The following is a 25600-nucleotide window of genomic DNA, read 5'->3' as shown; positions in this document are numbered from 1 at the left end:
TTTTATTTCCTACCCTCATGAAAGTTGCCGTAGTGGGTGCCACCGGGCTGGTGGGCACCGAGATGCTGAAAGTGCTCGCTGAGCGCCAGTTTCCCGTTACTGAATTATTGCCTGTGGCCTCGGCCAAATCGGTGGGCACGGTGGTGCACTTCCGAGGCACCGACTACCCGGTGGTGAGCATGGAAACGGCCATTGCGGCGCGCCCGGCCATTGCCATTTTCTCGGCGGGCGGTGGCGTATCCCTCGAATTTGCGCCCAAGTTTGCCGAAGTTGGCACCGTGGTGGTCGATAACTCTTCGGCTTGGCGCATGGACCCCGGCAAGAAGCTGGTGGTGCCTGAGGTGAACGCCGACGTGCTCACCCAGAACGATAAAATCATTGCCAATCCCAACTGCTCGACTATTCAGCTGGTGGTGGCGCTCAATGACTTGCACAAGAAGTACAAGGCCGAGCGCATCGTAGTGAGCACCTACCAGAGCGTGACCGGCACCGGTAAAAAAGCCGTAGACCAGCTCATGGAGGAGCGCGCCGGCCAGCCGGTTAGCAATCCCGCTTACCCGCACGCCATCGACCTGAACGTGCTGCCCCACATCGACGTGTTTCAGCCCAACGGCTACACCAAGGAGGAGCTGAAGATGGTGAATGAAACGAAGAAAATCATGGGCGACGACAGCATTCGCGTCACCGCTACCTGCGTGCGCGTACCCGTGATGGGCGGCCACTCAGAGTCGATAAACATCGAATTTGCTCAGGATTTCGACCTCGGCGAAGTGCGCGACATCCTGCGCCACACCGACGGCGTGGAGCTGGTAGACGACCCTGGCCAGAACAGCTACCCCATGCCCAAGGACAGCCACGGACGCGATGCCGTGCTGGTAGGCCGCCTGCGCCGCGACGAAACCCAGCCCAACACCCTCAATATGTGGGTAGTAGCCGACAACCTGCGCAAAGGCGCCGCCACCAACGCCGTGCAGATTGCCGAGTACCTGGTGGCCAAGGGGCTGGTAGAGAATAAGTAAGCTGCGCTACCGAAGTGGCAGAAAAGCCCGTCGTGCCGCGCGGCACGACGGGCTTTTGATTATAGCATAGCAATGAAAAAAGGCATTTGCACCGCCTGCGCTGGGGCTGGGACTAGGGGTAGCCGCTAGCTGGCATAGCTACGAGCCGCCCGCGCGCCCTGAGTGCGGCTGCGGCTCAATTACCTGGAACATGTTATTCAGGAAGGGGCGGGCCCAGCGGCTGCGGCGCGTCATCAGCCTCGGCAGCCGCGAGGTGCGCGAGGGCAACAAGCTGCGCTACGGCGTGCGGGTGGTGAATCTCGATGCCAGCCCGCTATCGGAAGCGCTGTTGCTGTGGGCCGACGTGCCGGCGCCGCTAGGGATATTTGCTGGCCATCAGCCAGCGCACTAGGCCAGCGAGCGACCTAAAACGAGCGCCGCATTGCACAAGCAATGGGTACCGGCCGCTACCCAAACCGAGCCTGTGCGCTCTCGAACCCACAGAAAAAATAGACCCATCGCGAAGGGGTAAAGGAGTTCGGCGGGCGGGAAGTAGAATGGTAGCAGCCACCAGCGAGGCCAGTTTGCTGTATGGCCGCCGGCTAGCAAATCACTAATGACGAAGTGGATAGGCGTAATTTTGATAATGTGGCCGAGCCCGAAAAGTAGGGCGCTGACTAGCCCGCCCCACGAGGTGTAGGCGCCCGGTAGCCGAATGGAACGCGAAAAAACCGGACTTAATAGCCCCAGCAGCACGCCACGGTAAAATAGTTCTTCCTCTACGCCCAGCACCAGGGTGTAGAAGAGGCGCTCGTGCCACCAAAGGGCAATACTAGCCTGGCGCACCAGGTAGGCATTGATGAAAATAGCCAAGACTATCAGCCCCACCACCACACCCGTTGCGCGCAGCGAGCCTGGCTGGGGGCGGTGCAGGTCCGCCACAGCAGGCCTACCCCACCGTAATCTATAAATGAAAAGTACCGATACGAGCAGCGCTGCCACCTGCCCCGTCCAGTTGAGCGGATGGGCGAGCGAGGTGGTAGTCGTGACCGGCGCAAAGCCAAACAGGACCGCCAGCAACTGCCACGACGGCAGCGCGAGGGCGAGGGCGTGTAGGGCGCAGGCCAGCGCCGCCAGCCCTGCCCGCCGGGGAGCCTGCCGAATTTTCGGCGCCACTAGAATTAGGCACAGGCCGCCCCATAGAAGAACCCAGCAGAGCAGCGCGAGCGCATAGGCGTAGGGCATAGGGGAGGCAGATTTGGCCAGTGGTAGATGGCTGTGGAAGCTGAACTAGGCCCCGATGCCGCGCCACAGCTTGCGCCGCAGCTCACCATCGTTGCGCAGCACCTGGCGCAACGGCCACACGGCCGACACGGTTGCTACCGCCGCCAGCGGCAAGCGCACCCACCACAAGGGCACAAAAAACAGCGCCAGCGCGAAGGCTATGGTGAGCAGGTTGGCGGCGGTCGAAACGTTTTTGCGGGAATTGGCGAAGTTGATTTTCTCGGCAGCAGGCTTGGCCAGGTAAAGGCTGCCCCACAGCCCCAGGCTCAGCAGCGGCGGTACACTCAGGGGCAGCAGCCACAGCTGCGGCAGCCGCGACGCCGGAAACAGCGCCACCAGCAGCACCACCGATACCAGGCAATCGACCAGCACCACCGGCAGCACCAGCCGGGCATACAGCCGCAGCAAGTGCGCAGTGCAGCCCAGACGCAGCAACTCGTTGGCTACCAGGTTTTGCACCACGGCAAAAAGGTTGTTGTTGACGTAAGAAAACCCGATGAGCGGCAGGAAGGCGAAGAAAAACAAGCCTGGGTTGAGGTCCTTGCCATTAGAGGTCATGTAGAGGCCACTGACGACGAGAAAGATGATTTTCAGCGCCAGCCCGTAGAGCAGCGGTGCGCCGGCCCGGCGCAGGTACACCTTCCATTCGAGCGGCAGCCGGGCTAGGGTGCTGCCGGCAGGCGTAGTCGTGGCGGCCACCGTGGCCGGCAGGTAGCGGGCACTGAAATAGGGGGCTAGCCAGTGGAGCTGCGCCGCGCCCACCAGCCAGGGCAGCAGCGCCATGCCCACGCCCAGCGGCTGGGCGTAGGGTGCCAGGGGCACACTCAGCCACCAAGCCATCAGGCCCAGGCTCAGCAGGTTGGCGGCTAGCAGCGGGTGCCGCCAGCGGCCCAGCGCCGCCAGTAGGCGCACGTTGAAACTCAATACGCTAGCCCCTAGCAATAGCAGTAGGCTGAAGCCCGGAATGGCCGCGTGGCGCGGCGCTACCAGCATGGCCACCAGCAGCCCCAGCCCCAGCATGAAGCGGCGCAGGGTGATTAAATCGAGCAGAAAAGCCGTGACCACATTCTGCCGCTCCGACACCGGGAAGAGCTCGGGCAGCGGCCGCGTCACGGACCGCAGCGTGGGGAAGAAATCGACCAGCAGCGTCGACACCAGCCAGGTAGCGTTCAGGCCTATTAAAATGCCCGGCAGCGCCTCTGCTAGCCCCGCTTTGTTTTGGTGATTGAGCATAAAGCCAAAGCCTGCGCCGTAGAGCGCCATCAGCCCCAGCAAGAAGAGGGCTACGGCGCGCTCGCCGCCATCGGCGGGCCACACCACGGCCCGCAGGCGGCGGCCCAGCAAGTAGGGCAGGTAGTGGCCTAGCGTTGCGTAGTCAGCCATGACAGGTCTTGGGTTGAGGCCGTGGCCGTGGGCTGAATGAGCTGCAGCAGCGTATCGCCGAGCACGGCGCGCTCGCCGTGCATAAAATCGGTCAGGGTGCCCCAGTACTTCACCTCGCTATTATCGATAACCAGCAAATGCGTGGCTACCTGCTCGATATGAGCCAGGTTGTGCGACGAGATAAACGTAAGCGCCTGCGGCCGGTAGCTGTTGAGCAAGGACAGCAGACTGGTGCCCGAAAACACATCGAGGCCATTAAACGGCTCGTCCAGAATCAGCAGCTCGGGCCGGTGCAGCAGGCACGAGGCAATGGCCACTTTCTGCTTCATGCCCGTCGAAAACGACCCTAGCCGCTTGTGGCGCACCGTGGGGTAATCTTCGAGCAAGTGCGCCAGCAGGCTCTCGATGCGCGCCTGGGCATCGGGCAGGTCATAGATGCGAGCCACGAACTGCAGGTATTCCTCGGGCGTGAGCTGCTCGACCAGATACGCCTGGTTGACGAGCGCGCCCATGCGCCGCTTTACCGCCAGCGGGAAGGTTTCGCCCAGCGGCTGGCCATCGAGTACAAGCTGGCCGCTGTCGGGCAGCAAGATGTTGGTGAGCAGGTTGAAGAGCGTACTCTTGCCCGCGCCGTTGCGGCCCACTACACCCACGCACATGCCGGTTTCGGCCGTCAGGCTCACGTTGCGCAGTACCGGGTTGCGGCCGAACGACTTGGTGAGGTTTTGTATTTCTAAAACCATTGCTAGGCACTAAAAAAGCGAGTATCGAAACAAGGTCGCAAGGTACCTGCTGGCCTGCTTCGATACGCACTTCATCGGTGCCTGGCGCCGGGTATTACATGCGGCCCATCTGCATCCAGGGGGCCGTGAGGCGCACGTAGACCGAGGCCGAGAGTGGCAGCTTGCCGTAGCCCGGCCCTACATAGCCCAGGCCATAGCGGTCGGCCTGCAGGCTTTGCGGAATGAAATAGCCCGTGAGCTGGCCACCCACGCTTAGCTCGGGGCCGCGCGAGCCGCCCAGGCTGGCCAGACGGTAGCTGCTGCCCAGCGTGAGGGCGTGCACGTTAAACACCCTGTCCAGCAGCTGGTCATTTGGGCCAGAGGCGTAAAAATTCAGCTCCTCGCTGTCCTTTTGCACAAACTCGTAGCGGCCGTAAAAGGTAAGCCGGCCCAGCGTGAGGTTGGTTTCGGCCAGCACGGCGTGCTCGGCGCCGTGGCCGGTGCCTTGGTTCATGCCCCAGACGAGCGCCGAGGCAATGTAGTGCCGCTCGCCCCAGCTGCGGCTGTGCAGCATCGAGGCCGTGGTGCGGTGCACGTTTTCGTCGGGGTGCAGGTCTTCGGGGCTCTTGATGTAGGCGTGGCTTACTTGCAGGGCTAGCTCCTTAGTCGGGTTCCAGTTGAGGCGGCCGGCCCACGAGTCGGCGCGGGGCTTATCAAAGTCGAAGCGGTACTGGTCGGGCTCGCGGCCGGTGAAGTTGCTGCCTTCCAGCTTAAACCGCTTGTAGCGCAGCCCTAGCGTGGCTACCCCGTAGGTGATGTGCGTGGCATCGGTCCAGTGGTGCGACAGTGGCGCATCGGGGTTGGGCATGGCCGAAAGCCGGTGCATAAACGCCGTAGGCCCAATGGCCGGCTCGCCGGGGTAGCCCAGGTAGGCCGTCAGGTCCACATCTTCCGAAAAAGCGTGGGTGTAGGCCACGCTCAGCCCCGAAAACAGGTCGTGCGGGTGCTGCTTGTCGATGAGCGGCTGGCCCTTGTAGCTCTCGCCGGTCTGGAACAGCAGCGGGTAGCCGCCGCGCGTTTCGGTGAGCGGGTCGAGACTCATCATCAGGCTTAGGTTAAGCAGGCCGCGCTCGCCCACGGTGCGCTGGGCCATTGTCATAAACCAGTTGGGGCCGTCTACGGCGTTGGCGTGGCCGCGCCCGCCGTCGTGGTTGAAGTTCTGGCTGGTGTAGCGCCCAAACGCCGCGCCGTGGTACATCAGCATCCAGGGACCCTTGTGCTGCATCCACATATACATGGGCGTCTGGTCGGGCTGCCAGGCGGTGCCCGAGCCGTTGCGGCTCATGGGCAGGTGGCGCGAGTAGGCGTGGCTCATCGTGCCCATGCCATCCATCTCCATCCCCCCCATGTCGTGCTGCATCCCCGCCATGTGGTGGCTGGTGTCGGCGGGCATTGTCATGCCGGGCATGGGCGCGGCGGCTTTGGCAGCCCTGGCGCGGCGCGTAGTGTCGGCCGGGGCCGGCTTGGCCGGCATCGTCATGCCGGGCATGGCGTGGTGCTCGTGCTGGGCCAGGGCCGGCCGGGCGGCCAGGGCACCGGCCAGTGCCAGAAGGCTAGTAGCTTTTCTCATAAGAAGACGCAGTTAATCAACTGCTCATCTAACGGTAAAGCCGCGCTCTCAGTCGCTCGTTAGCCCGGCAAGGTTAGGGCGGAGAAGGTGCAAGATTCGGGCAAACGCCCGGCTAGCCCCGGATTATGCACGCGCCCGGCCCGTACCTTATACCACCGCCGGGCCAGCCGGCTGCGTACAAGAAACTGGCTCGGCCACGAAGGCTAGCGCCAGTTCCTTTTCCTATTTGTATGAAAAACGCACCCCAAGACTACCGTTCCTTGCTCGACGCCCTGGCCCGCTGCGTGGCCGCCTGCGAATACTGCGCCGACGCCTGCCTGCACGAAGACAACGTGCAAATGATGGTGCCCTGCATCCGCCTCGACCGCGACTGCGCCGATATCTGTCGCCTCACTGCCGCCTTCATCGCCCGAGGTTCCGACCACGCCAAGCACATCATCAAAGAGTGCATCGAAATCTGCCAGAAGTGCGCCGATGAGTGCGGCAAGCACCAGCACGACCACTGCCAGCAGTGCGCCCAGGCCTGCCGCGAATGCCTCGACGCTTGCCGCGCCTACAATGGGTAAATGCGTGAAGGGGTGAAGGGCTGAATGATGGTACGTCATTCAGCCCTTCACCCCTTCACGCATTTACCCATTGTGTGCTAGCCTAGCGCGTCCATCGAGAGGCGCTCGGGCTGCAGCATGCGGCGGAACTCGCTTACCGAGCGGCCGGTCACCTGCCGAAATTGGTTGCTCAAGTGCTGGCCCGAGCTGTAGCGCAGCTGGTCGGCTATCTGCACCAGGGTCATCTCGCCGTAGCTGAGCAGCTCCTTCACGCGCTCTATCTTCATGCGAATGAGGTACTTCTCGATAGTCAGGTTGGCCGTGCGCGAAAACACCTTGCTCAGGTGCGAGTACGTAGTGGCAAAGCGGTCGGCCAGAAAAGCCGAGGTAGTGAGCGGCGCCGGCGCGGTGCGCAGGTGCTCCAGGTATTCTTGCAGCACGCCTTTGATTTGCTCGGTCAGCTGCTCGGCACGGTCGAGCAGCACGTCGAAGCCAGCTTCGCGCAGCAGCGGGGCCACTACGCGGGGGTCTACGGGTGTGCCGGGGGCTAGCTGCGCCTGGCCGAGCGTCACTTTGGTGGGCTCGTAGCCGGCTTTTACCAGCAGATTCTGAACCGCCTCGACGCAACGCGGGCAAACCATGTTCTTGATGTGCAGCAGATTAGTTTTCACGGAATAGAATTTATGATAATGAGGTGGAGCGGCGCGGCGCCGGTGGGCTGGCTCGCCGCGCCGGGGCGGGCGTGGGGGCACCCGACCAGCTTTTTCCGAACCAGTGGGTGGTAGCCCAGCCAATAAACGGAATAACGGCCAGAAAAGTAACGAATAACAGGCAAAATCCGATGAAAAAGGCTGCACTGAGCCGCCCAAAAAACCGGTCGCTAAAGCCGAATAAATAGCTTATCAGGCTGAAACTTAGCACAAAGCTCACCAGGGCCAGTATGCCCACCGGCCGCCACTGGTAGGCAGCCAGGCGGCGGCGCAAGCGCTGCGATAAGGGAAGGGTGGTAGAACGAGCCATCGGAGCGCAAATTTACCGCTGCCGCCGCATTGAGCGGCGGGCCGGACTTTCAGGGTAACCAAGGCCCGCGTTTTGGGGTATTGGCAAGGCGCTGATTCTAGCGGCTACTGCCTCCGGTATTACCTTAGTGCGCTGATTTTCTCCACTGCGGGCTGCCTGCCGGGCAGCCGAACATTTTAGTTTTTATGAGCATTCGCACTTTTTGCCTGCTAGGGTCGGCCCTGGCTTTTTCTTCGCTCCTTAGCGCTTGCAGCGATAGCCCCAAGCCGGGGTCGGCCAACGTCGAGATGGGCTCGCTTAAAGGAGAGCACGCCAGCGGGCACCAGGGCACCCCTAACGGCGATTCGCTCACCGCGGGCTTGAGTCGCGATACCAGCCGCTACCCCACCGGCAAGCAGATTTATAAGAATGCGTCCCGCTCTGCCGACCAAAACCACGATGGGGTAGCCGACTAGGCTTATTACCCTTCTGCCCAGAAAGAACAAAGGCCAGCCCCTAACGAGGCTGGCCTTTTTGGTTGTAGTCCAGGCTGCCGGCTCAGCAGCCGGCAGCTGGCCGCTTAATAAAAGACGAAGCCGCTAGGGCCCACTTTTACGGTAACCGAGTCGATGACCTTGCCACCGCCCGCCGGGTAGTGCAGAAAGTAGCCATTGGTGGTGTAGCCGGTCGATACGGCCCCGTAGATAGTATTGTCGCGCGAGTCGATGGCAAAGCCGTTGAAATCGCGCCGAATAAACGGCGTGGTGGGCAGCGCCGTGGCCGAAGTGCTCATTTGGTACTCGGCCCCGCCGTAGCTGTAGTAAAGCTGGGTTTTGTCGGGGCTGGTGCGCAGCTGGTGGGGGCTGCCGCTGCTGAAGGGCAGCGTGAGCAGCGTGGAGGGGCTAGCCGGGGCAAAGCGCACGAGCGAGGCCGGCGTGCTGCTGATGACGTTGTAAGGCGGCGAGGAGTTATACACCGTGAAGCCCGAGCACAGGGCCCAGATGTTGCCGGCCTGGTCGGCTACCACGTTGCGCGGGCCGTCGCCCACCGTCACGGTCGAGGTTACCTGGTTGGTGCTGGCATCGATAACCGAAATGGTATTGTCGTAGCTGTTAGGCACGTAGAGCTTGCCATTGAGCACCGTGAGCTGCTCGGGGCAGCGGCCCACCGTAATGCTGTCGATAACGGTATTGGTGCTGAGGTTCAGCACTATCACCTTGCCGGGCAGGTAGTTGGTGTAGGGCCCGCGCCACGAGGTGACGTAGCCGCGCGTGGCTGAGGTAGAGGCAAAGTAGCGTACCTGCGGGATTTTGGTTATCGTTGCTACCGACTTAAAATCGGGCAGGCTCACCACTTCGACCTTGCCCGAGGCATTGACGCAAACGTAGCCGCGCGTGCCCACAATGCCCATATCCTGCACCACGTCGCCGAGCTTAGCGCCGTTGTTGGCCGCCCCAAAGGCATCGACCGTGATGGCCTTGGTGATGGTATTGAAGGCGCTTACGGCGCCATCACCTTTGCCAAACTGGCCTTCGCTCAGGACGTAAGTGCTGGAAGCAGTAGGAACAGGGTCGGGGCTGTGTTTGGGGTCGCAGCCAGCCAGGGCCGTGGCGCCCAGGGCAAGGGCGAGCAGAAGTCTTTTCATGAAAAGTGTGGAAATAAGATTGTTAAAAGAAGAAAAGCTGGTAGATAATCACTTGTAATTGAGCCGCAAGCTGACGCTGAAGGCCCGTGGCGGGCCGGGCCGGGTGGGGTAGCTCTCGTAGCTGCGGTTGAGCAGGTTGGTGCTTTGCACGAGCAGCGTGAGGCTGGTGCGGCCCGGCAGCGCTACCGTGCGGCCCAGTGTGGCCCCTAGCAGCCCGCCCGAGGGCAGAAAATCGGACCCCGAGGCATCGGTATACACGTAGCTGGTGAAGGTGTAGGCCGCGCTGGCCAGCCAGCCGCGCCACTGGTGGTCGGTAGTAATGTTGGCGCGGTGCAGCGGCACGTAGGCCAGCTGAATGCCCACGGGGTCGGTATCGGCGGCCACGCCCTGGGTCTTCTGAGTTTGGGTGAGCGCGTAGGCTAGCCGGGCGGCAGCCTGGTAGCGGCCCTGGCGCAGGCGCAGCGCCGTGCTGGCTTCCAGGCCCTGGCTGCGCACCTGGCGCAGGTTGCGGGGCGAGTAGATGCCGCCCGGGCCCAGCGGCAGCCACTGCACCCAGTTGTCTACCAATTGAGTAAAAGCCGTCAGTTCGCTTTCGAGCACCACATGGCTGGCTAGCCCCAGGCGGTGGCGCAGCCCGGCCTCGAAGCCGTGGCCCGACTCGGCCAGCAGGTCGGGGTTGCCGCCGGGCTGCCAGTAGCGCTCGTTGAGGGTGGGGGCGCGGTAGGTGCGGGCCGCACTGGCCTTGAGCGTGAGGCCAGGCGCGGGGGCCAGCGAGTCGGGGGGGCTAGCGGGTCGTAGCACGTCCCATTCCAGGCCCACGGTGGGCGTGAGGGGGGCTAGCCCGGCGGGCAGCGCCGCCTGCCGCAGGTTGGCCGAGAGGCGCAGGCCGGGGCGCGGGTCGTAGCGCAGCAAGGCAAAGGCGGCGGCCCGGTTTTCGGTTATCGGCTCGCTGCCGTAGCCATCGACGAGGGCCGCAAAGTGCTGGGCTTCGGCCCCCACGCGCAGGCTGGCGCGCTGGCCCAGCGGCGCAGTGTACTCGGCCTGGCTCTGGGTGGTGCGCACCCGCGAGTTGCTGACGGCCCCCTGGTCGGAGTAATTGATAATGTCTTCAAACCACGCCCCGCGCACGGCCCACTGCCCGCCGCCAGTGGTGGCGCGGCGGTAGCCCAGCACCAGGCGGCGGCTCTGGTCGATTTCGCGGGCGTTGGAGCCCGCAATGCTCGTACCCTGCTGAATTTCGCGGTCGGCATCGGTGAGCCACACGGCAGCCGTGAGCTCGCCGGCGGCGCCCACGCGCCAGGCCAGGTCGGGGCTGAAGCTCCACTGGTGGCGCAGCGCCGCGTTTTGCATGGTGTAGCGCACCAGGCCGGTGGGCTGGCGCAGGTAATAGGGATAGTCGTTCTGGGCCTGGCGGTAGCTGCCGGCTACGCGCACGGCCAGGGTAGACGAGGCCGTGCGGGCTTCCAGACTGCCGCCGCGCAGGCCAAAGCTGCCCGCATCGGCTTGCACGCTGCCGCGCAGGCCGGGCCGCCAGTCGGGCTCGGTGCGCAGTAAGATGGCCCCGCCCACGGCCCCGCTGCCGTAGAGTGCGGCCGCCGGGCCAGCTTGCACCGCCAGCTGTGTATTGCCGCTGATGGGCAGCAGCGCCAGGTCGTTCTGGCCCAGCGTGGGCAGGGCAATGTTGAGCCCGTTCCAGAGCACGGCCGTATGCTGGGCCGACGTGCCCCGCAGCGAAATAGTAGCGAGCTGCCCCGGCCCGTAGTTCTTGAGATACAGCCCCAGGCGGCTGCCCAGCACATCGGCTGCCGTGCCGCCCCGGTACTGCGCCAGCACCGCCGAGTCGAGCTCTACCCGCTGGCTGCCCACGGCAAAGCGCTCGGGCCGCACGGCGCGCACCCGCGCCTCGGGCAGCCGGTGCGCGCGGGTAGTTAGCGTGTCGGCCGGGCGCGTTTGGGCGCTCGCGGCGGGGCTAGCGGCCAGCAGCGCCGCCAGGGCACCGGCAAGCCACCCGCCGGCCGGGCGAGAAAGCGCATTTGCAAAGAAGCTGAAAACCAACACGAACTAAATTTTCAAGCGAAAATTCAGTCCAAAACCCTACCGGGATTTTTGGCTAAAGCCGAAAACCACGCCGGGGCTGAGGCCGAAAGCCGCCGCGCCAGCGCTGCCACTAGGGGCAGCAGGGCCGGGCATAGGCTTTCATTCTCCGCTCGTCCTCCGCGAGCGCTGAACCTGTGAGTGCCGCGGCAGGTCTCCTGGCTTGCGCTGCCGGGTGGGCGGCCTTCCCGCTAGCTTGGCTATCAAGCTGATAGCTAGGGCCGGCAGTGGCGTGGGGTGCCCACCCCGATGTAGCGCGTACAGTTGCGGGGACAGCTCCGGAATTGAACCGGATTCCCTTTTCAACCTCGCTCCGTGGCTAGGAGTCTGGTCACCGTGGCGGGGCAAAGGTACGGCAAAGTTGAGGTACGACAGAAAACTGTCTGTCATTGCGAGCGTAACGAAGCGGAGCGCGGCAATCTGCCCTTCGACTGGGGTTACTACCCCTAGCGGCAAGGAAGCAAGGAAAGATTACCGTGCTCCACTTCGTTACGCTCGCAATGACAGACGATTATCCAGGCACTAAAAGCAACGCTGAAACCGTGCTCCCGCTCGCCTTCTACCAGCGCCCCGACGTGCTCACTATAGCCCGCGAGCTGCTCGGCAAGCACGTGTTTACGTGTATTGACGGTGAGCTGACGGGCGGCCGCATTGTCGAAACCGAAGCCTACCGGCACGAGGGCGACCCTAGCATCACGCTACACCTGCAGCGCAAAGCCAAGCAGGCCCAGGCGCTGTACCAGCCCGGCGGCCACGCCTATCTCTATACCGTGTACCGGGTGCACACGCTCTTTAACCTCACCACGCACGACGCCGAGCACCCCGACGCGGTGCTCATCCGGGCCATTGAGCCGCTGGCGGGCATTGAGGTGATGCTGCGCCGCCGGGGGCTAGCGGTCGTGGCTCGCAACCTCACGGCCGGCCCCGGCGTGCTGAGCCAGGCACTGGGCCTGTCGCCGGCCCTCAATGGCGAGCTGCTTACCGGCCCGCTTATCTGGATAGAAGACGCGGGCGAAATCATCGCCGATGAAAATGTGCTGGCCAGCTCGCGCGTGGGCCTTGAATATGCCGGCGAAGCAGCCGTGGCGTTGCCCTGGCGCTTTCGGGTGAAGGATAGTAAGTGGACGAGCCCAGCCAAGTAAGTAGCTCAGCTACGAGGCATCCGGCGCCGGGTAGGGGTTGGGGTGCGCCAGTTCCAGCCAGCGCTCGGGGTAGCGCAGCGGTGTGTAGCCGTGCTGCTCGTAGAGGCAGTGGGCATCGAGGGTGGCCAGCAGGTGGCGGCGCAGGTTTTGTAGGTCGGGATGCGCCAGCATGGTGCGTACCAGCTGCTTGCCCAGGCCGTGGCCCCGATGGGCGGGCAGCACAAATACATCGCAGAGCCAGGCAAACGTAGCCCGGTCGGTGACCACCCGGCAAAATCCGGCCAGCGCGCCATCGGGCGCATAAGCGCCAAAGCACAGCGAGTGGGCAATGGCCCGCTCTACGGTGGCTAGCGGAATATGCCGGGCCCAGTACGATTCCTGGCTCAAATACCCATGAATGGCGGCTACGTCGAGGCGAGCCGGGTCGGTGCTAATTAAGTAATCCATGTGGCTGAGGGGGTTACTCCCGCATTCCCAAGTGGTGGCGCTCGTCCTTCACGGCGTTGTGGATATCCCACACTATTTCGCGCTCGAAGGGGTGGCGCCGCACCGGGCAGTCGGACATGTGGCACAGCGAGCAGGCCGCGTAGGAGCAGGGGTCGGCGTGCACAAACATCTCGACCTCTACGGCCGCGAAGCGTGCCCGAATCAGCTCCTCTACTTCGTGGATTTCGGTGTGAATTTTCTCCAGCGAGTAGTAGTAGGGCATCTGCATGTGGCAGTCGATGTGCAGGTTGGCGCCGTAGCGTTGCACGCGCAGGTTGTGCACATCTATCCAGCAGGGCCGGCGCAGGCGCTGCAGCTCCGCAATTACCTCGGCCACCGTGCTCAGGTCGCTCTCGTCCATAAGGCCGCCCACGGCGCTGCGCACCAGTTTATAGCCGTTGTAGAGAATAAAGGCCCCTAGCACCAGCGCCGCGCCACCGTCGAGGCGCGTGATGCCCGTGAAATGCACCAGCACCAGCACCGCCGAGGCCACGATGCTCGTGAGGGCATCGAGGTAAAGGTGCTTGCCATCGCCCACCAGGGCCACCGACTGCACCCGGCGCCCGGCCCGCACCAGCCACAGCCCCAACCCAAAATTGACCAGCGCCGTGCCCGCTAGCAACAGCACCCCAAAGTCGGGCCTGGCCACGGGGTGCGGGTGCAGCAGCGAGCGCGTAGCATCGAACAGAATAAACGCGCCGGCGCTGACAATGAGCGCCCCCTCAAAGCCAATGCTCAGGTACTCGACCTTGCCGTGGCCATAGGGGTGATTTTCGTCCTTGGGCTGGTCGGCCAGGTACAGGCTGTACAGCGCAAAGCCACTGGTAAACACGTTGATAATACTCTCAAGCGCGTCCGTGAGCACCACCTGCGAGCGGGTGAGGCGGTAGGCGTAGAACTTGGTAAGCACCAAGGCAATACTCACCACCAAGGAGAGCAAGCCCAGGCGCCGCTTAAGGCCAGGAGATGCGGACATAGAAAAGTGGCTAGGGCCCACAAAGGTCGGCACACCCAGGCGGAGTAGCGCGGACTTTCAGTCCGCGAGCCGGTAGGATAGGCATTCGCGGACTGAAAGTCCGCGCTACAAGCGCGCAACTTTTTGACAGAAAAACAGTATTTAGGGTAGTTTAAAAATATTTTTAGGCTAGCCTAAAAATAAACTTATCTTTGTTTCAGTTCTGATTCGCAACGCATTGCTACCTACTGCTACCTCACCTACCACTGCTACAACTGCTGCCGAAGCCCCCGAGCCGGGCTGGCGGCACGCCCGCCGGGGCACCTCACTCAGCGAAGTTCACGCCAGCATCCCCATGCCGGGGCCGGGGGCCAGCTTCTGGCAGCGCTTCCGGGCCTACTGGGGGCCGGGGCTGCTGGTGGCCGTGGGCTACATGGACCCCGGCAACTGGGCTACCGACCTGGCCGGTGGCGCCCGCTTCGGCTACACGCTGCTGAGCGTGGTACTGGTTTCCAACTTGTTTGCCATGCTCTTGCAGCACCTGGCGGCCAAGCTGGGCATCGTGACCGGCCGCGACCTGGCGCAGGCCTGCCGCGACCACTACTCCAAGCCCGTGGCCGTGGCCCTGTGGCTGCTCTGCGAAATCGCTATTGCCGCCTGCGATTTGGCCGAAGTCATTGGCTCGGCCATTGCCCTGAATCTGCTTTTTGGCCTGCCGCTGCCCTGGGGTGTAGCCATTACCACGCTCGATGTGCTGCTGGTGCTGCTCATGCAGAACAAGGGCTTCAAGCTAATTGAGAGCCTGGTAGCCGGCCTTATCTTTTTGATATTCGCCTGCTTTGTGTACGAAATCGTGGCCTCGCACCCCGACTGGCTAGGGCTGGCGCGGGGCCTGGTGCCGCAGCTTGAAGTGGTGACCAACCCGGCCATGCTCTACGTGGCCATTGGCATCTTGGGCGCCACCGTGATGCCCCACAACCTCTACCTGCACAGCAGCATCGTGCAGGTGCGCCAGATAGAGCCCACCGAGGCTGGCAAGCGCCAGGCCGTCAAGTTTGCTACCATCGACAGCACGGTGGCACTGTTTCTGGCCTTCTTTATCAACGCGGCCATCCTGGTTACGGCGGCCGCTGCCTTCCACGGCAAGGGCCACGAAGACGTGGCCGACATTGCCGATGCCCACAAGTTGCTCACGCCGGTGCTGGGCGCGGGCGCTGCCAGCGCCCTATTCGCCGTGGCGCTGTTAGCCTCGGGCCAAAGCTCGACGCTCACCGGCACCCTAGCTGGCCAGATTGTGATGGAAGGCTTCCTCAACCTGCACCTCAAGCCCTGGGTGCGTCGGCTTATCACCCGGCTGGTAGCAGTAGTGCCGGCGCTGGTAGTAGCCATTCTGTATGGCGAAAAAGGCACGGGACAGCTGCTGGTTTTCAGCCAGGTAGTGCTGTCGTTGCAACTCTCATTTGCGGTGGTGCCGTTGGTGCTTTTCACCAATGACAAGCTTAAAATGGGCGTATTTGTGAACAGGCCTTGGGTACGCGTGGCCTCCTGGTCGGTAGCCGGGCTCATCATCATGCTCAACGTGTTTCTGCTCTGGGAAACGGTGGTGGGCTAATAGCGCAGGCTTTATAGCCCGCGTCCGAGCGGCGAGGAGGCAAGCTAACTCGCTGATTTTCTAAGGTTGATTTCTTTTTCAAGCGGCTGTAAAGCTGGCTCCGGGCGGAGCCTTGCCCCTTCGGCCGGACTTTCCCACCCCGGCTTTATGAAGCAACTTCTTCTCTTCCTCCTGCTGCTCCCCACCCTGGCCCGGGCCCAGGCCCTGCGCGGTACTGTGCAAGATGCTGCCGGCCGCCCGGTGCCTTTCGCCAGTGTGGCGGTGCCCGCCTTGCAGCAAGGTGCCACGGCCGACGAAGTCGGTGCCTTCACCCTAGCCGGCTTGCCTGCGGGCCCGCACCGCCTGGCCGTGAGCGCCGTAGGCTACGCCCCGGCTAGCCCGCTCGTGACGCTGCCGCTGGCCGCGCCGCTCATCGTCCGGCTCGTGGCTAGCCAGCAGGGGCTAGCTGAAGTGGTGGTTACGGGCGTGGGCCGGGCCACTGAGCTGCGCCGCTCGCCGGTACCCATCGCGGCCCTGAGCCAGCGCGAGCTGCGCATCAACGCCAGCACCAACGCGATTGACGCGGCCGTGCGGGGCGTGCCGGGCCTCACGGCCGTGACCACCGGGCCAAACGTCAGCAAGCCGTTCATCCGGGGGCTCGGGTATAATCGGGTGCTGACGCTCTTCAACGGCCTGCGCCAGGAGGGGCAGCAGTGGGGCGATGAGCACGGCATCGAGGTCGATGCCTACGGCGTGGATAGGGTAGAGGTGGTGAAGGGGCCGGCTAGCCTGCTCTACGGCTCCGATGCCGTGGCCGGGGTGGTAAACCTGCTGCCCGCCCTGCCCACCGGCCCTAGCGGTGAGCTGCACGGCGAGGCCCTGGCCGAGTACCAGTCGGTAAACGGCCTGCTGGGCCAGTCGCTAGCCCTCAATTACCAGAAAAACGGTCTGCAAACCAGCTTCCGCGCCAGCCACCGGCTAGCCCACGACTATCGCAATGCCGTGGATGGCCTCGTCTACAACACCGGCTTTCGGGAGCTGACCCTGACCGGCATGGTGGGCGTGCAAAAGACCTGGGGCAGCGCCCACCTCTGGCTCACCAGCTACGACAACCACCAGGAAATACCCGACGGCAGCCGCGATTCGCTTAGTCGCGCCTTTACCCGGCAGGTATTTGAGGGAAATAATGACGACCTCAAAAATCGCCCCGTGGTGCCTGATGCTGAGCTGCGGAGCTACGTCACCAGTGACTTGCGCCAGCACATTCGACACTGCCGGGCCTTTGCCAGCGGCGAAATCAAGCTGGGCGCGGGCGAGCTGCGGCTGCTGGGCGGAGTGCAGCAAAACCACCGGCAGGAATTCAACCACCCCACCGCCCCTAGCCAGCCGGGCCTCGACCTACGCCTGACCACCGCCAGCTACGAAGCGCGCTACCTGCCGCCTGCCTGGCACGGCATCGAACTCACGGCCGGCGCCAACGGCATGAGCCAGGTAAACAGCCACTTACAGGCCACCGATTTTCCCATTCCAGCCTATCGGCTGTTCGACATCGGTGGCTTCGGGGTAGCCAAAAAGGCATTCGGCAAGCTGGAGCTAATGGGCGGCCTGCGCTACGATGTGCGCCAAATGCGCTGGGATGACTTCTACCTAGCCCCCGACCCAGCCACCGGCTTCGAGGGCGCGGCCGAGCCCAGCACGCCGGGCGCCACGCGGCCGTTTGTGGCCTTCGAGCACACCTACCAAGGCTTGTCGGCTAGCCTGGGTGGCAGCCTGGCGCTGGGCGAGCGCTGGGTGCTGCGGGCCAACGTGGCGCGCGGCTACCGCGCTCCCAACATCACCGAAATCGGGGCCAATGGCCTCGACCCCGGCGCCCACATCGTGTACCTGGGCAACCGCGACTTCCAACCCGAGTTCTCGGTGCAGGAAGACCTGGGCCTGCTCTGGCAAGGCAAGGAAGCCGAAGCTAGCGCCGAAGTTTTCCACAATTACGTGGAAAACTTTATCTACCAGGCGCGCCTCTTCGACGCCCAGGGCCAGCCCGTGGAGCTAGTGCCCGGCAACGCCACCTACCAGTATCAGCAGGCCGCCGCGCGCCTCTACGGCGGCGAGCTCAGCTTCAATCTGCACCCCAGCGCCCTGCCCTGGCTAAGCTGGCGCAGCGCCGCCGCGCTCGTCATCGGCCTCAACGACAACCCCGGCCTGCTGGCTAGGGTAGGCGAGGCCGGTCGCTACCTGCCGCTCATGCCCGCGCCCCAGGCCCGCACCGAGCTGCGCCTCACGGCGCCTCTCCGGCCTGCTAGCCGCCTCACCGCCAGCTACCTGCGCCTTACCCTGGATGGCACCGCCCGCCAAAACCGCTACTACGCCGTGGATGGCGCCGAAACCGTCACCGTCGGCTACCTGCTGCTAGGGGCCGGCGTGGGCACCACCCTGCGCACCAAGGCTGGCCGCGAAGCCGTGCAGTTCATCGTGCAGGCCAACAACCTGCTCAACACCACCTACCAAAGCCACCTCAGCCGCCTCAAATACTTTGAGTACTACGCCGCTTCGCCCAGCGGGCGGCTCGGCATTTTCAGCCCCGGCCGCAATGTGGGGGTGAAGGTGGTAGTGACATTCTAGCACGCAAGACGCGGACTTTTAGTCCGCGTCTTGCGTGGCCCGTGGTTGCAGCTTGAAGACGCGCACTCCTAAATCTGCGCTACACCTTGGGGGCCTAGTAGCCGCCCGGCCCATCTGAACCACTAGCCCCCGCCGTAGGTTTGTACCCCCGTGCCTACTTCGTCGCCCCGCCTTCTGCTCCTGACCCCGCCGCTCACGCAGCTCAATACGCCGTATCCGGCCACGGCCTATATCAAGGGCTTTTTGGTGGGGCGCGGCTACGAAGTGCGCCAGGCCGACCTCAGCATTGAGCTGGTGCTCAAGTTATTCTCGAAGGAAGGCCTGACGCGGGTATTCGATGAAATCGAGGCCGGTGGCTACGACCTCAGCGACAACGCCCAGCGGATGCTGCGCCTGCGCCGCCGCTACGAGGCGACCATCGGCCCAGCCATCCGGTTTTTGCAAAACCGCGACCTCACGCTGGCCCCGCGCATTTGCCACGGCCGCTTTCTGCCCGAGGCCAGCCGCTTCGACAACGTGGCCGACCTCGAAACGGCTTTCGGCACGATGGGCCTCACCGACCAGGCCCGCCACCTGGCCACGCTATACCTCGAGGACCTGGCCGACCTGGTGAAGGAAACCGTGGGCCCGCAGTTTGGCCTCTCGCGCTACGCCGAGAGCCTGGCCATGTCGGCTACCCACTTCGACCCGCTGCATGACGCCCTGCTAGCCCCGCCCAACCTCGTGGACCGCATGCTGCTGGAGCTGCTCGACGAGCTGGTGGCCGAGGTGCAGCCCGATATCGTGGGCTTCACCGTGCCCTTTCCCGGCAACCTCTACGCCGCCCTGCGGCTAGCCCAGCGCCTCAAGCAAGTGCGCCCCCAGGCCGTGACCGTAATGGGCGGCGGCTACCCCAACACCGAGCTGCGCGGCCTGAAAGAGCCCCGCTTCTTTGACTACATCGACTACCTCACGCTGGACGATGGTGAGGGCCCGTGGCTGCGGCTGTTTGAGTACTTGCAGGGCCAGCTGCCGCAGGCCGAGCTGCAACGCACCTTCCTGCGCAACGAGGCCGGCGAGGTCGAGTACCTCAACCACCCGCACCCCGATATTCCGCACCCCGAGGTCGGTACGCCCGATTACTCAGATTTGCCCTTAACTGATTATTTATCAGTTATCGAGGTGCTGAACCCTATGCACCGCCTCTGGAGCGACGGCCGCTGGAATAAGCTCACCGTGGCCCACGGCTGCTACTGGAAGCGCTGCTCGTTCTGCGACGTCACGCTCGACTACATCGGTCGCTACGAGACCGCGCCCGCCACGCTGCTCGTCGATAGAATCGAGCAGATAGTGGCCCAAACCGGCCAGACTGGTTTTCACTTCGTGGATGAGGCCGCGCCCCCGCTAGCCCTGCGCGACCTGGCCATCGAGCTGCTGAAGCGCCGCGTCAGCATCAGCTGGTGGGGCAATATCCGGTTCGAGAAAACCTTCACGCCCGACCTCTGCCGGCTGCTGGCCGCCAGCGGCTGTATCGCCATTTCGGGCGGCCTCGAAGTAGCGTCCGACCGCCTGCTAGCCCTCATGGAGAAGGGCGTGACCCTGGCCCAGGTGGCGCGCGTCACCCAGGGCTTCACCGAGGCCGGCATCCTGGTGCACGCCTACCTCATGTACGGTTTCCCCACCCAAACTGCCCAGGAAACGGTGGACTCGCTAGAGGTAGTGCGCCAGCTTTTCGAGGCCGGCATTGTGCAAAGCGGCTACTGGCACCGCTTCTCAATGACGGCCCACTCGCCCGTAGGGAAAAATCCGGCTAAGTACCAGGTGGCCGCCATCGGCCCCGAGCCCGGCCCCTTCGCTTGGAACGACCTCTGGCACGATGACCCGCTAGGGGCCGACCACGAAACCTTCGGCCCCGGCCTGGCCAAAAGCCTCTACAACTACATGCACGGCGTGGCCCTGCGCGAGCCGCTCAGCTTCTGGTTTGATTTCAAAACGCCGCGCCCCACGGTGCCGCGCCAGCTCATCCAACAAGCCCTGCAAGAGCCCCAGAAGTCCGACGCCACGCAGCTCAATCGCCGTCTCTTCTGGCTCGGCAACGTGCCCGAGCTGAGCTTCAAAACCACCGGCGGCAACGGCCCTAAAGACAAGAAAACCACCCGCGCCATCCTCACCTGCTACGAGCAGGCCGAAGATTTCGAGGTGAAAACCACTGAGCTGCTAGGCCCCTGGCTGCACACGCTGCTCACCAAGCTCAGTACCGACTACGATACCAAAGTCTTGCTGAAAGAAGCTGCCGCTAGCTTCCCTGCTGGTGCCGGCTCGTGGGAGAATTTCCTGGCTAGCCCCGCCTGGCAGCTGCTGCGCGAAAAGGGCTTGCTTCTGATATAAAAGCTAGTAGCGCGAAGCGAACGTTTCGCGCTACTTTTCGCGCAGCCAGTCGGTAACCTGCTTTTGCAACCCGCCATCCGAAGCCTGGTGCACGCGTGGGCGGCCCAGCAGGGCGCGAGCCTGGGCTACGTCGGCCTGAGGCTGGCTAGGGTCGTATATGGCTAGCAGGTGGCCATGCTGGGCCAGGGCGCGCCAGTCGCGCCGGGTGGCCAGGGGCGGGGCCGGCATATTCTGCACCACGACAAACGCCGGGCGCGAGGCCGTATTCTCGGCCAGGAAGAGGGGCAGCAGGCTAGCGGGTGGCCCGCTTATCCAAGCACCTACGCGGGCGGTATCGACGCCGGGCGTGCGGCGCAGCAGCGCCAGCGCATTGGCCAGGGCAGGGGCGGCCAGGGTATCGGCGGCCGGCAGTAGTAGTACGGTGTGGCCCTGACGGGCTAGCGCATCGGCCCAGCTAGGAGCCAGCAGTGCCGTGCCCGAGGTTGCAAAAAGCGCGAGCCCCAGGCCTGGCAAACTCTCGTCGGCGGGGCTAAAGAGCAGCGCGGGGCCGGTAGTGCCGGCTACCTCATCGCGCCGCACGCGATACACAGCCGGCTCGGGGTCGCCGCGCCGCACCAGCAGCAGCGGGTAGCGCACCGAGTCGAGGCGCAGGGTGCCGCGCCAGAAATTGCCTTGGTGGCCCAGCGCCAATGTCTCACCGGGGCGGCCCGGCCGGGCCAGGCGCAGCGTATCGTCCCCGAAGGCCAGACTGTCGGCCACGAAGCTGAAGGCGGCCTGCTGGGGCAATACCAATTCGGCATCGTAGTGGCCCGGGCGCGGGTGGCGCACTTCCAACTGGGCCCGCAGCTCGGGCTGGCCGGCTACCTGCAGCGTGCCGGTATAGTGGCCGGTGGGCGGCGCAACCGGGCCGGCTTGCGCGGTATCGCCGTAGCTCTGGCAGCTGGCTAGGCCACCGAGTAACCCGAGCGCCAGGCCAAGGAAAGGAAACGCACAGCGGAGCAGTCGGCGAAGCGGCATAGCCCAAAAGTACTAGCTAGCCCGCCCCGCCAAGCCTTTGCGATAGATGAGGTCGCGCTGCACATCCTGCCCTAGCCGAAAAGCTACCTCCCCAACCTCCCGAAAGCCGAAGCGCTGGTAAAAGGCTTTGGCCCGCTCATTATGCTCCCACACCCCAAGCACTACGGCCGTAACCTGGGCCGCCTGCGCAATATCGAGTGTGCGCCGCATCAGGGCCTTGCCCAACCCGGTGCCTATCCAGTCTTCCACCACATACAGCTGCTTGATTTCAAGCTGCCGAGTAGCGGGTGCATCGGTTGGCAGGCCCAGCGTGGACGCTTCCTGCAGCAGCGCGTAGCCCACGGTTTGGCCCTGCATCTCGGCCAGCAGGCAGGTGCAGCGCGGGTCTTGCAGCTGCGCCAACTGAATTTCGGGTCCGTAGGATTCGGCCAGGTACGCGGCCATATCCTCGGGCGTATTACTGGCTGCGAAAGTTTCGCTGAACGTTTGGCGGCCTAGCTCGGCCAGGCGGGTAGCGGTGGCTAGGTTAGCCTTGGCAATGGCAATGCGAAGGGGAGATGACATAGGACTGCAAAGGTCGGCCCGCCGCGTCAATCTCACAGGCAGGCTTACTTAGGCCGGTGTAGCCCCACGCGCCAGCCCACATAGTTGGTTATGGCACCCACGCTCAGGCCCAGAATAATCTTGGTAAGCGGCCAGGTACCTAGCACGCCCAGCCGCCGCCATTCGTATAGTACTACGTATAGCTGCAGGGCGTAGCCAATCATAAACAGCACACCCGCTGCAATAAGCAGCCCGGCCACTAACCGGCGCGAAGTAGGCGTGAGAATAGTACGGGATGTAGGACGACGAGCGGATGGCATAACTGCAAATTAAACACGCCTGCCCAGCGCGATGTTCCCCTTGTTAAATACCAATGCACGCTTACCTTTGCGTTACCAACCACCCCGCGAGAGTAGCTCAGTTGGTAGAGCATCAGCTTCCCAAGCTGAGGGTCGCGAGTTCGAACCTCGTTTCTCGCTCAGTTAGTATCAGCCACCTAGACGTAAGTCTGGGTGGCTGATTTTATTTAGCTTTGCCCGGCCACCGTGCGGGTAATAGCATACCTCTTGATGATAAACCAAACACTAGGCCCTGCGCTGCGCACCGTTGAGGTCACGCGCTACATCACGCCATTGCGTGAGGGTGGCTCGCTGCCCGCGCTGGTCGAAGCTGACGATGGCTTTTTATATGTGCTCAAGTTTCGGGGTGCTGGCCAGGGGATTAAAGTACTGATAGCTGAGCTGCTGGTAGGCGAGCTAGCCCGTGCCTTGGGCTTGCGCGTGCCCGAACTGGTGTTTTGTGAGCTGGATGAAGCCTTTGGGCGCACCGAGCCGGATGAGGAAATTCAGGATTTGCTTCGGGCTAGCACCGGCCGCAACCTGGCTCTACACTTCTTATCAGGGGCTAGTACGTTCGACCCCTTGGTTACTACCATCGCGCCGCACCTGGCCTCGCTGATAGTGTGGCTCGACTGCCTCACGCTGAATGTGGACCGCACGGCGCGCAATACCAACATGCTCCTGTGGCACAAGGAGTTGTGGCTCATTGACCATGGCGCCGCGCTCTACGTGCACCATACCGGCCCGGACTGGGTCAAATCGGCTACTAGGCCCTTTCCTTCGGTAAAAGACCATGTGCTGCTGCCCCAAGCTTCCGCTCTAGCTGATGCCGATGCCGAGGGCCGGGCTCGCCTCACGCCTGATGTGCTGGCGGGCATTATCAGCGCAGTCCCCGACGAGTGGTTTCAAGAGCCCGGTCTTACTGCGGCCGAACAGCGCGCGCAGTACCAACAGTTTTTGGAAGCGCGCTTGGCCGTTTCCGCCACGTTCACCCAAGAAGCCGACCATGCCCGCCAAGCACTTGTTTGAGTATGCCGTGCTGCGGGTGGTGCCCCGCGTCGAGCGTGAGGAGTTTTTAAACGTAGGCGTTATTCTCTACTGCGCCTCGCAAGGCTTTTTGCAAGCCACCTGCGAGCTAAACGAAGCCCGGTTGCGCGCCTTCAGCGCCAGCCTTGATTTGCCCGACGTGCGTGAGCGCCTTCGCTCATTTGAGCGCATCTGTGGTGGTCGGGCTACCGGCGGCCCCATTGGTCAGCTGGCGCCGGCCTCCCGTTTTCGTTGGCTCACGGCGCAGCGTAGCACAGTAGTGCAAACCTCGCCCGTGCATCCCGGCTTTTGTGAAGACGCTGCCACTACGCTAGCCCGTCTGCATGCCGAACTAGTGCAGTAATCACCTGCTAAGTGCTGCAGTTGCTACTGTGCCAATGCCCAGCCGCTAGCCGAGGCTAGCTCAATGTGCACCGCTTGTCCGGGTACTATGCCTTCTGTGGTAGCCGTCCGTAGACGTACCGTATTGTTCAGCAATTGAACTTCCACTTCATAAAAGCCACCATAAAAGCGCACTGCCCGCGCCAGACCCGGCAGGCCGCGGCTGGTGGCTAGCCGCAAGTGTTCGGGGCGCACCATTAGCGAGCCCTCAAGTGAGGCGTTAGGCTGCAATTGCTGAGCCTCCGCGCCGCGTATAAGGTTATAATCACCAAAAAGTCCAGCTGTATACTCATTCACTGGACGATGATAAATTTCCTCAGGGGAACCAGCCTGTATTACACGTCCTTGCTGCAGCACTAATATATTATCGGCCCAGGAAAGCGTATCAGCCGCATCATGCGATACCAGGAGGCACGTAATGCCAAGCTGCTGCCCTAGCTGCTCAATGATGGCTTGCATTAAGTGCTTGTGCACTCGGTCGAGGTTCGAGAATGGCTCATCCAGCAGCAATAAATGCGGCGACCCTAGCAGCAGGCGGGCTAACGCTACCCGTTGCTGCTCGCCGCCCGACAGTTCGTCGGTGCGCCGGTCAAGTAACTGGCTAATACGACACAACTCAAAAATGCGCTGAGCTTCACTTGCAGGCCGCTTGCTACTATAGCGCAATACCTGCGCCACCCGCAAAAACTTGGGCAAATCAGACTTTTGTGATAAGTACGCCACGCCCGGATGCCCCGGTACCAACGCTACGGCTGGGCCACGTACCCTAGTTCCATCAATGCGAATTTCTCCAGTAGTGGGTTCAATCAAACCACCAATTAGTTGAAGCAAGGTGCTTTTGCCCGCACCACTCTCCCCAGCTATTGCCAGCCGCTGGCCTTGAGCTTGGCTAAAGCTTAGCGGGTGCACTACTACTGCCCCCCGTTCTTTCAAGCTGAGGTCCCTAACCTGTACAAACTCCATGTTGCGCGCCGTGCTAAAAATATCTAAGTAGGGCTGCAAGCTAGCGGCTACTCTTTTCTTACTTCCTCTCCGCTCTCACAACACAAGTGGTAAAAGCGCAGCTAACAACTGATGGAAAAGCTACAATCATCGAATGCCCATCAGTGTGAATTAAGACGTCATTTACTAGGTAATGGCAGCCAAAGCCACTGTAGCCATTTCATCTGCTCGCCTACTAGAAAATTTCTTCCCCAAACCCAGGCACTTACAACTGCAGCACGTCCTATTTCGTATTCATGGGCTTGTCTGCTCCAAAAGTCCTGCTACCTTTGCAGTCCCAAACGGCAAAAGGCCCACTGGCAAGCTGCAAACGCACCGGTCGCGGAACTTTCTGGCGAGCCAGCGGGTAGTACCTGCCGGGCGCGCCGCAACCCGAGTAGAAAAAGAAATTTTTCAAATCGCTTGCGAAATCAAAAATGCTCACCGTACCTTTGCACCCCGTTTCGACCGGAAGCGGTAAAGACTGAAAAAAAGAAGCAGCGAAAAACTTAAAAATTTTCGCTCTAAATTTGGAAAGCCAGAAAGTTTTCTTACCTTTGCACTCCCAATCGCAGAAAGGGCTTGCAAACGGCAAGAAAGGAGCTGGAAAGCCAGCTCACAGGGTTACTTCAACTGGAAGTAGCGCACGTTCTTTGAATGTTGGAAATAGACAAAATAGTAAGATTCTGCTCAGCTTTGGCTAAGTAGAAACAAGCGAAATCGAATTAGACGGCAAACGTCAACAAGAGCACAAGGTTAGCACTCGACATCAGCCTTACTTGGGTAAGGTGCAGGAATATTTTACAATGGAGAGTTTGATCCTGGCTCAGGAT

At 62.7% G+C, this 25600-nt stretch carries 24 protein-coding genes, 1 tRNA gene and 1 riboswitch; of the genes, 11 read left to right on the top strand and 14 right to left on the bottom strand.

The features are described 5' to 3' along the window. Window positions 1-17 precede the first annotated feature (17 nt). The gene (locus J4D99_RS00125; RefSeq protein WP_208129667.1) at window positions 18-1019 is read left to right on the top strand and encodes an aspartate-semialdehyde dehydrogenase; all 1002 of its coding nucleotides are present in this window, start codon (window positions 18-20) and stop codon (window positions 1017-1019) included. Window positions 1020-1209: 190 nt separating this feature from the next. Further along, on the top strand, window positions 1210-1410 hold the full coding sequence (locus J4D99_RS00120) for a hypothetical protein (protein WP_208129666.1): 201 nt from the start codon (window positions 1210-1212) through the stop codon (window positions 1408-1410). On the opposite strand, the gene J4D99_RS00115 is transcribed toward J4D99_RS00120, so the two are convergent. From J4D99_RS00115 to J4D99_RS00100, 4 genes are all read right to left on the bottom strand, one after another. Next, window positions 1407-2174, bottom strand: a complete 768-nt coding sequence (locus J4D99_RS00115; protein ID WP_208129665.1) for a CPBP family intramembrane glutamic endopeptidase — start codon at window positions 2172-2174, stop codon at window positions 1407-1409. The genes J4D99_RS00120 and J4D99_RS00115 overlap by 4 nt on opposite strands. 114 nt (window positions 2175-2288) lie before the next feature. Further along, the gene (locus J4D99_RS00110; protein WP_208129664.1) at window positions 2289-3665 is read right to left on the bottom strand and encodes a hypothetical protein; all 1377 of its coding nucleotides are present in this window, start codon (window positions 3663-3665) and stop codon (window positions 2289-2291) included. Continuing rightward, window positions 3644-4408: an ABC transporter ATP-binding protein gene (locus J4D99_RS00105; RefSeq protein WP_208129663.1), complete on the bottom strand. Its 765-nt coding sequence runs from the start codon at window positions 4406-4408 to the stop codon at window positions 3644-3646. The genes J4D99_RS00110 and J4D99_RS00105 overlap by 22 nt, the downstream gene beginning before the upstream one ends. A 94-nt stretch (window positions 4409-4502) precedes the next feature. Further along, the gene (locus J4D99_RS00100) at window positions 4503-6017 is read right to left on the bottom strand and encodes a hypothetical protein (RefSeq protein ID WP_208129662.1); all 1515 of its coding nucleotides are present in this window, start codon (window positions 6015-6017) and stop codon (window positions 4503-4505) included. 230 nt (window positions 6018-6247) lie between these two features. Between J4D99_RS00100 and J4D99_RS00095 the strand changes: the two genes are divergently transcribed. Further along, complete coding sequence (locus tag J4D99_RS00095) at window positions 6248-6583, top strand: four-helix bundle copper-binding protein (protein WP_208129661.1); 336 nt, start codon at window positions 6248-6250, stop codon at window positions 6581-6583. Window positions 6584-6660: 77 nt separating this feature from the next. On the opposite strand, the gene J4D99_RS00090 is transcribed toward J4D99_RS00095, so the two are convergent. Beyond that, window positions 6661-7233 carry a helix-turn-helix domain-containing protein gene (locus J4D99_RS00090; protein ID WP_208129660.1) on the bottom strand — a complete coding sequence of 191 codons (573 nt, stop codon included), beginning with the start codon at window positions 7231-7233 and terminating at the stop codon, window positions 6661-6663. Between the two features lie 10 nt (window positions 7234-7243). After that, entirely contained in the window at window positions 7244-7582 is a 339-nt protein-coding gene (locus J4D99_RS00085; RefSeq protein WP_208129659.1) for a DUF2798 domain-containing protein, read from the bottom strand. Window positions 7583-7767: 185 nt separating this feature from the next. On the opposite strand from J4D99_RS00085, the gene J4D99_RS00080 reads away from it, so the two are divergent. Then, complete coding sequence (locus tag J4D99_RS00080; protein ID WP_208129658.1) at window positions 7768-8037, top strand: hypothetical protein; 270 nt, start codon at window positions 7768-7770, stop codon at window positions 8035-8037. A 104-nt stretch (window positions 8038-8141) separates the two neighbouring features. Here J4D99_RS00080 and J4D99_RS00075 read toward each other — a convergent pair whose 3' ends face one another. Together J4D99_RS00075 and J4D99_RS00070 are read right to left on the bottom strand one after the other, a co-directional pair. Further along, complete coding sequence (locus J4D99_RS00075) at window positions 8142-9206, bottom strand: YncE family protein (protein ID WP_208129657.1); 1065 nt, start codon at window positions 9204-9206, stop codon at window positions 8142-8144. 48 nt (window positions 9207-9254) lie between these two features. After that, window positions 9255-11264 (bottom strand): TonB-dependent receptor domain-containing protein, encoded by a 2010-nt coding sequence (locus tag J4D99_RS00070; protein WP_208129656.1) that lies wholly within the window; start codon window positions 11262-11264, stop codon window positions 9255-9257. A 167-nt stretch (window positions 11265-11431) separates the two neighbouring features. Further along, window positions 11432-11654, bottom strand: a riboswitch (cobalamin riboswitch). 146 nt (window positions 11655-11800) lie between these two features. On the opposite strand from J4D99_RS00070, the gene J4D99_RS00065 reads away from it, so the two are divergent. Beyond that, window positions 11801-12442 (top strand): DNA-3-methyladenine glycosylase, encoded by a 642-nt coding sequence (locus J4D99_RS00065; RefSeq protein ID WP_208129655.1) that lies wholly within the window; start codon window positions 11801-11803, stop codon window positions 12440-12442. A gap of 9 nt (window positions 12443-12451) precedes the next feature. Here J4D99_RS00065 and J4D99_RS00060 read toward each other — a convergent pair whose 3' ends face one another. Both J4D99_RS00060 and J4D99_RS00055 read right to left on the bottom strand, forming a co-directional pair. Further along, complete coding sequence (locus J4D99_RS00060) at window positions 12452-12889, bottom strand: GNAT family N-acetyltransferase (protein WP_208129654.1); 438 nt, start codon at window positions 12887-12889, stop codon at window positions 12452-12454. Window positions 12890-12902: 13 nt separating this feature from the next. Next, a complete protein-coding gene (locus tag J4D99_RS00055; protein ID WP_208129653.1) occupies window positions 12903-13904 on the bottom strand; it encodes a cation diffusion facilitator family transporter in 1002 nt (333 codons plus the stop codon). Between the two features lie 217 nt (window positions 13905-14121). Between J4D99_RS00055 and J4D99_RS00050 the strand changes: the two genes are divergently transcribed. From J4D99_RS00050 to J4D99_RS00040, 3 genes are all read left to right on the top strand, one after another. After that, entirely contained in the window at window positions 14122-15495 is a 1374-nt protein-coding gene (locus J4D99_RS00050) for an Nramp family divalent metal transporter (RefSeq protein WP_208129652.1), read from the top strand. Window positions 15496-15642: 147 nt separating this feature from the next. After that, window positions 15643-18093 (top strand): TonB-dependent receptor, encoded by a 2451-nt coding sequence (locus J4D99_RS00045; protein ID WP_208129651.1) that lies wholly within the window; start codon window positions 15643-15645, stop codon window positions 18091-18093. Between the two features lie 150 nt (window positions 18094-18243). Beyond that, complete coding sequence (locus tag J4D99_RS00040) at window positions 18244-20460, top strand: radical SAM protein (RefSeq protein ID WP_208129650.1); 2217 nt, start codon at window positions 18244-18246, stop codon at window positions 20458-20460. A 30-nt stretch (window positions 20461-20490) separates the two neighbouring features. Here J4D99_RS00040 and J4D99_RS00035 read toward each other — a convergent pair whose 3' ends face one another. The 3 genes from J4D99_RS00035 to J4D99_RS00025 are packed head-to-tail and all read right to left on the bottom strand — an operon-like array spanning window position 20491 to window position 22340. Then, complete coding sequence (locus tag J4D99_RS00035) at window positions 20491-21477, bottom strand: hypothetical protein (protein ID WP_208129649.1); 987 nt, start codon at window positions 21475-21477, stop codon at window positions 20491-20493. Window positions 21478-21489: 12 nt separating this feature from the next. Beyond that, window positions 21490-22041 carry a GNAT family N-acetyltransferase gene (locus tag J4D99_RS00030; RefSeq protein WP_208129648.1) on the bottom strand — a complete coding sequence of 184 codons (552 nt, stop codon included), beginning with the start codon at window positions 22039-22041 and terminating at the stop codon, window positions 21490-21492. A gap of 44 nt (window positions 22042-22085) precedes the next feature. Then, window positions 22086-22340 (bottom strand): hypothetical protein, encoded by a 255-nt coding sequence (locus tag J4D99_RS00025; protein ID WP_208129647.1) that lies wholly within the window; start codon window positions 22338-22340, stop codon window positions 22086-22088. An 86-nt stretch (window positions 22341-22426) separates the two neighbouring features. On the opposite strand from J4D99_RS00025, the gene J4D99_RS00020 reads away from it, so the two are divergent. The 3 genes from J4D99_RS00020 to J4D99_RS00010 all read left to right on the top strand — a co-directional run bounded on the left by J4D99_RS00020 (window position 22427) and on the right by J4D99_RS00010 (window position 23748). After that, a tRNA-Gly gene (locus tag J4D99_RS00020) sits at window positions 22427-22499 on the top strand. A gap of 90 nt (window positions 22500-22589) precedes the next feature. Then, window positions 22590-23387 (top strand): HipA family kinase, encoded by a 798-nt coding sequence (locus J4D99_RS00015; protein WP_208129646.1) that lies wholly within the window; start codon window positions 22590-22592, stop codon window positions 23385-23387. Next, entirely contained in the window at window positions 23365-23748 is a 384-nt protein-coding gene (locus J4D99_RS00010; RefSeq protein WP_208129645.1) for a DUF3037 domain-containing protein, read from the top strand. The genes J4D99_RS00015 and J4D99_RS00010 overlap by 23 nt, the downstream gene beginning before the upstream one ends. 23 nt (window positions 23749-23771) lie before the next feature. Here the strand turns inward: J4D99_RS00010 and J4D99_RS00005 are convergent, their stop codons facing one another. Next, window positions 23772-24788 (bottom strand): ABC transporter ATP-binding protein, encoded by a 1017-nt coding sequence (locus J4D99_RS00005; protein ID WP_208129644.1) that lies wholly within the window; start codon window positions 24786-24788, stop codon window positions 23772-23774. Between the last annotated feature and the right edge of the window lie 812 nt (window positions 24789-25600).

This window comes from Hymenobacter sp. BT559, assembly GCF_017571525.1.
Lineage (GTDB): Bacteria > Bacteroidota > Bacteroidia > Cytophagales > Hymenobacteraceae > Hymenobacter > Hymenobacter ginsengisoli.
The sequence above is the reverse complement of the archived record's forward strand: the minus strand, read 5'-3'. Positions and strand labels throughout refer to the sequence as shown.

Excerpts from the sequence above, each read along its gene's own strand:
- J4D99_RS00125 (WP_208129667.1), top strand. The coding sequence starts at position 18 with ATGAAAGTTGCCGTAGTGGGTGCCACCGGGCTGGTGGGCACCGAGATG.
- J4D99_RS00120 (WP_208129666.1), top strand. The coding sequence starts at position 1,210 with ATGTTATTCAGGAAGGGGCGGGCCCAGCGGCTGCGGCGCGTCATCAGC.
- J4D99_RS00110 (WP_208129664.1), bottom strand. The coding sequence starts at position 3,665 with ATGGCTGACTACGCAACGCTAGGCCACTACCTGCCCTACTTGCTGGGC.
- J4D99_RS00105 (WP_208129663.1), bottom strand. The coding sequence starts at position 4,408 with ATGGTTTTAGAAATACAAAACCTCACCAAGTCGTTCGGCCGCAACCCG.
- J4D99_RS00100 (WP_208129662.1), bottom strand. The coding sequence starts at position 6,017 with ATGAGAAAAGCTACTAGCCTTCTGGCACTGGCCGGTGCCCTGGCCGCC.
- J4D99_RS00095 (WP_208129661.1), top strand. The coding sequence starts at position 6,248 with ATGAAAAACGCACCCCAAGACTACCGTTCCTTGCTCGACGCCCTGGCC.
- J4D99_RS00085 (WP_208129659.1), bottom strand. The coding sequence starts at position 7,582 with ATGGCTCGTTCTACCACCCTTCCCTTATCGCAGCGCTTGCGCCGCCGC.
- J4D99_RS00080 (WP_208129658.1), top strand. The coding sequence starts at position 7,768 with ATGAGCATTCGCACTTTTTGCCTGCTAGGGTCGGCCCTGGCTTTTTCT.
- J4D99_RS00075 (WP_208129657.1), bottom strand. The coding sequence starts at position 9,206 with ATGAAAAGACTTCTGCTCGCCCTTGCCCTGGGCGCCACGGCCCTGGCT.
- J4D99_RS00065 (WP_208129655.1), top strand. The coding sequence starts at position 11,801 with ATGACAGACGATTATCCAGGCACTAAAAGCAACGCTGAAACCGTGCTC.
- J4D99_RS00060 (WP_208129654.1), bottom strand. The coding sequence starts at position 12,889 with ATGGATTACTTAATTAGCACCGACCCGGCTCGCCTCGACGTAGCCGCC.
- J4D99_RS00055 (WP_208129653.1), bottom strand. The coding sequence starts at position 13,904 with ATGTCCGCATCTCCTGGCCTTAAGCGGCGCCTGGGCTTGCTCTCCTTG.
- J4D99_RS00045 (WP_208129651.1), top strand. The coding sequence starts at position 15,643 with ATGAAGCAACTTCTTCTCTTCCTCCTGCTGCTCCCCACCCTGGCCCGG.
- J4D99_RS00035 (WP_208129649.1), bottom strand. The coding sequence starts at position 21,477 with ATGCCGCTTCGCCGACTGCTCCGCTGTGCGTTTCCTTTCCTTGGCCTG.
- J4D99_RS00030 (WP_208129648.1), bottom strand. The coding sequence starts at position 22,041 with ATGTCATCTCCCCTTCGCATTGCCATTGCCAAGGCTAACCTAGCCACC.
- J4D99_RS00025 (WP_208129647.1), bottom strand. The coding sequence starts at position 22,340 with ATGCCATCCGCTCGTCGTCCTACATCCCGTACTATTCTCACGCCTACT.
- J4D99_RS00015 (WP_208129646.1), top strand. The coding sequence starts at position 22,590 with ATGATAAACCAAACACTAGGCCCTGCGCTGCGCACCGTTGAGGTCACG.
- J4D99_RS00010 (WP_208129645.1), top strand. The coding sequence starts at position 23,365 with ATGCCCGCCAAGCACTTGTTTGAGTATGCCGTGCTGCGGGTGGTGCCC.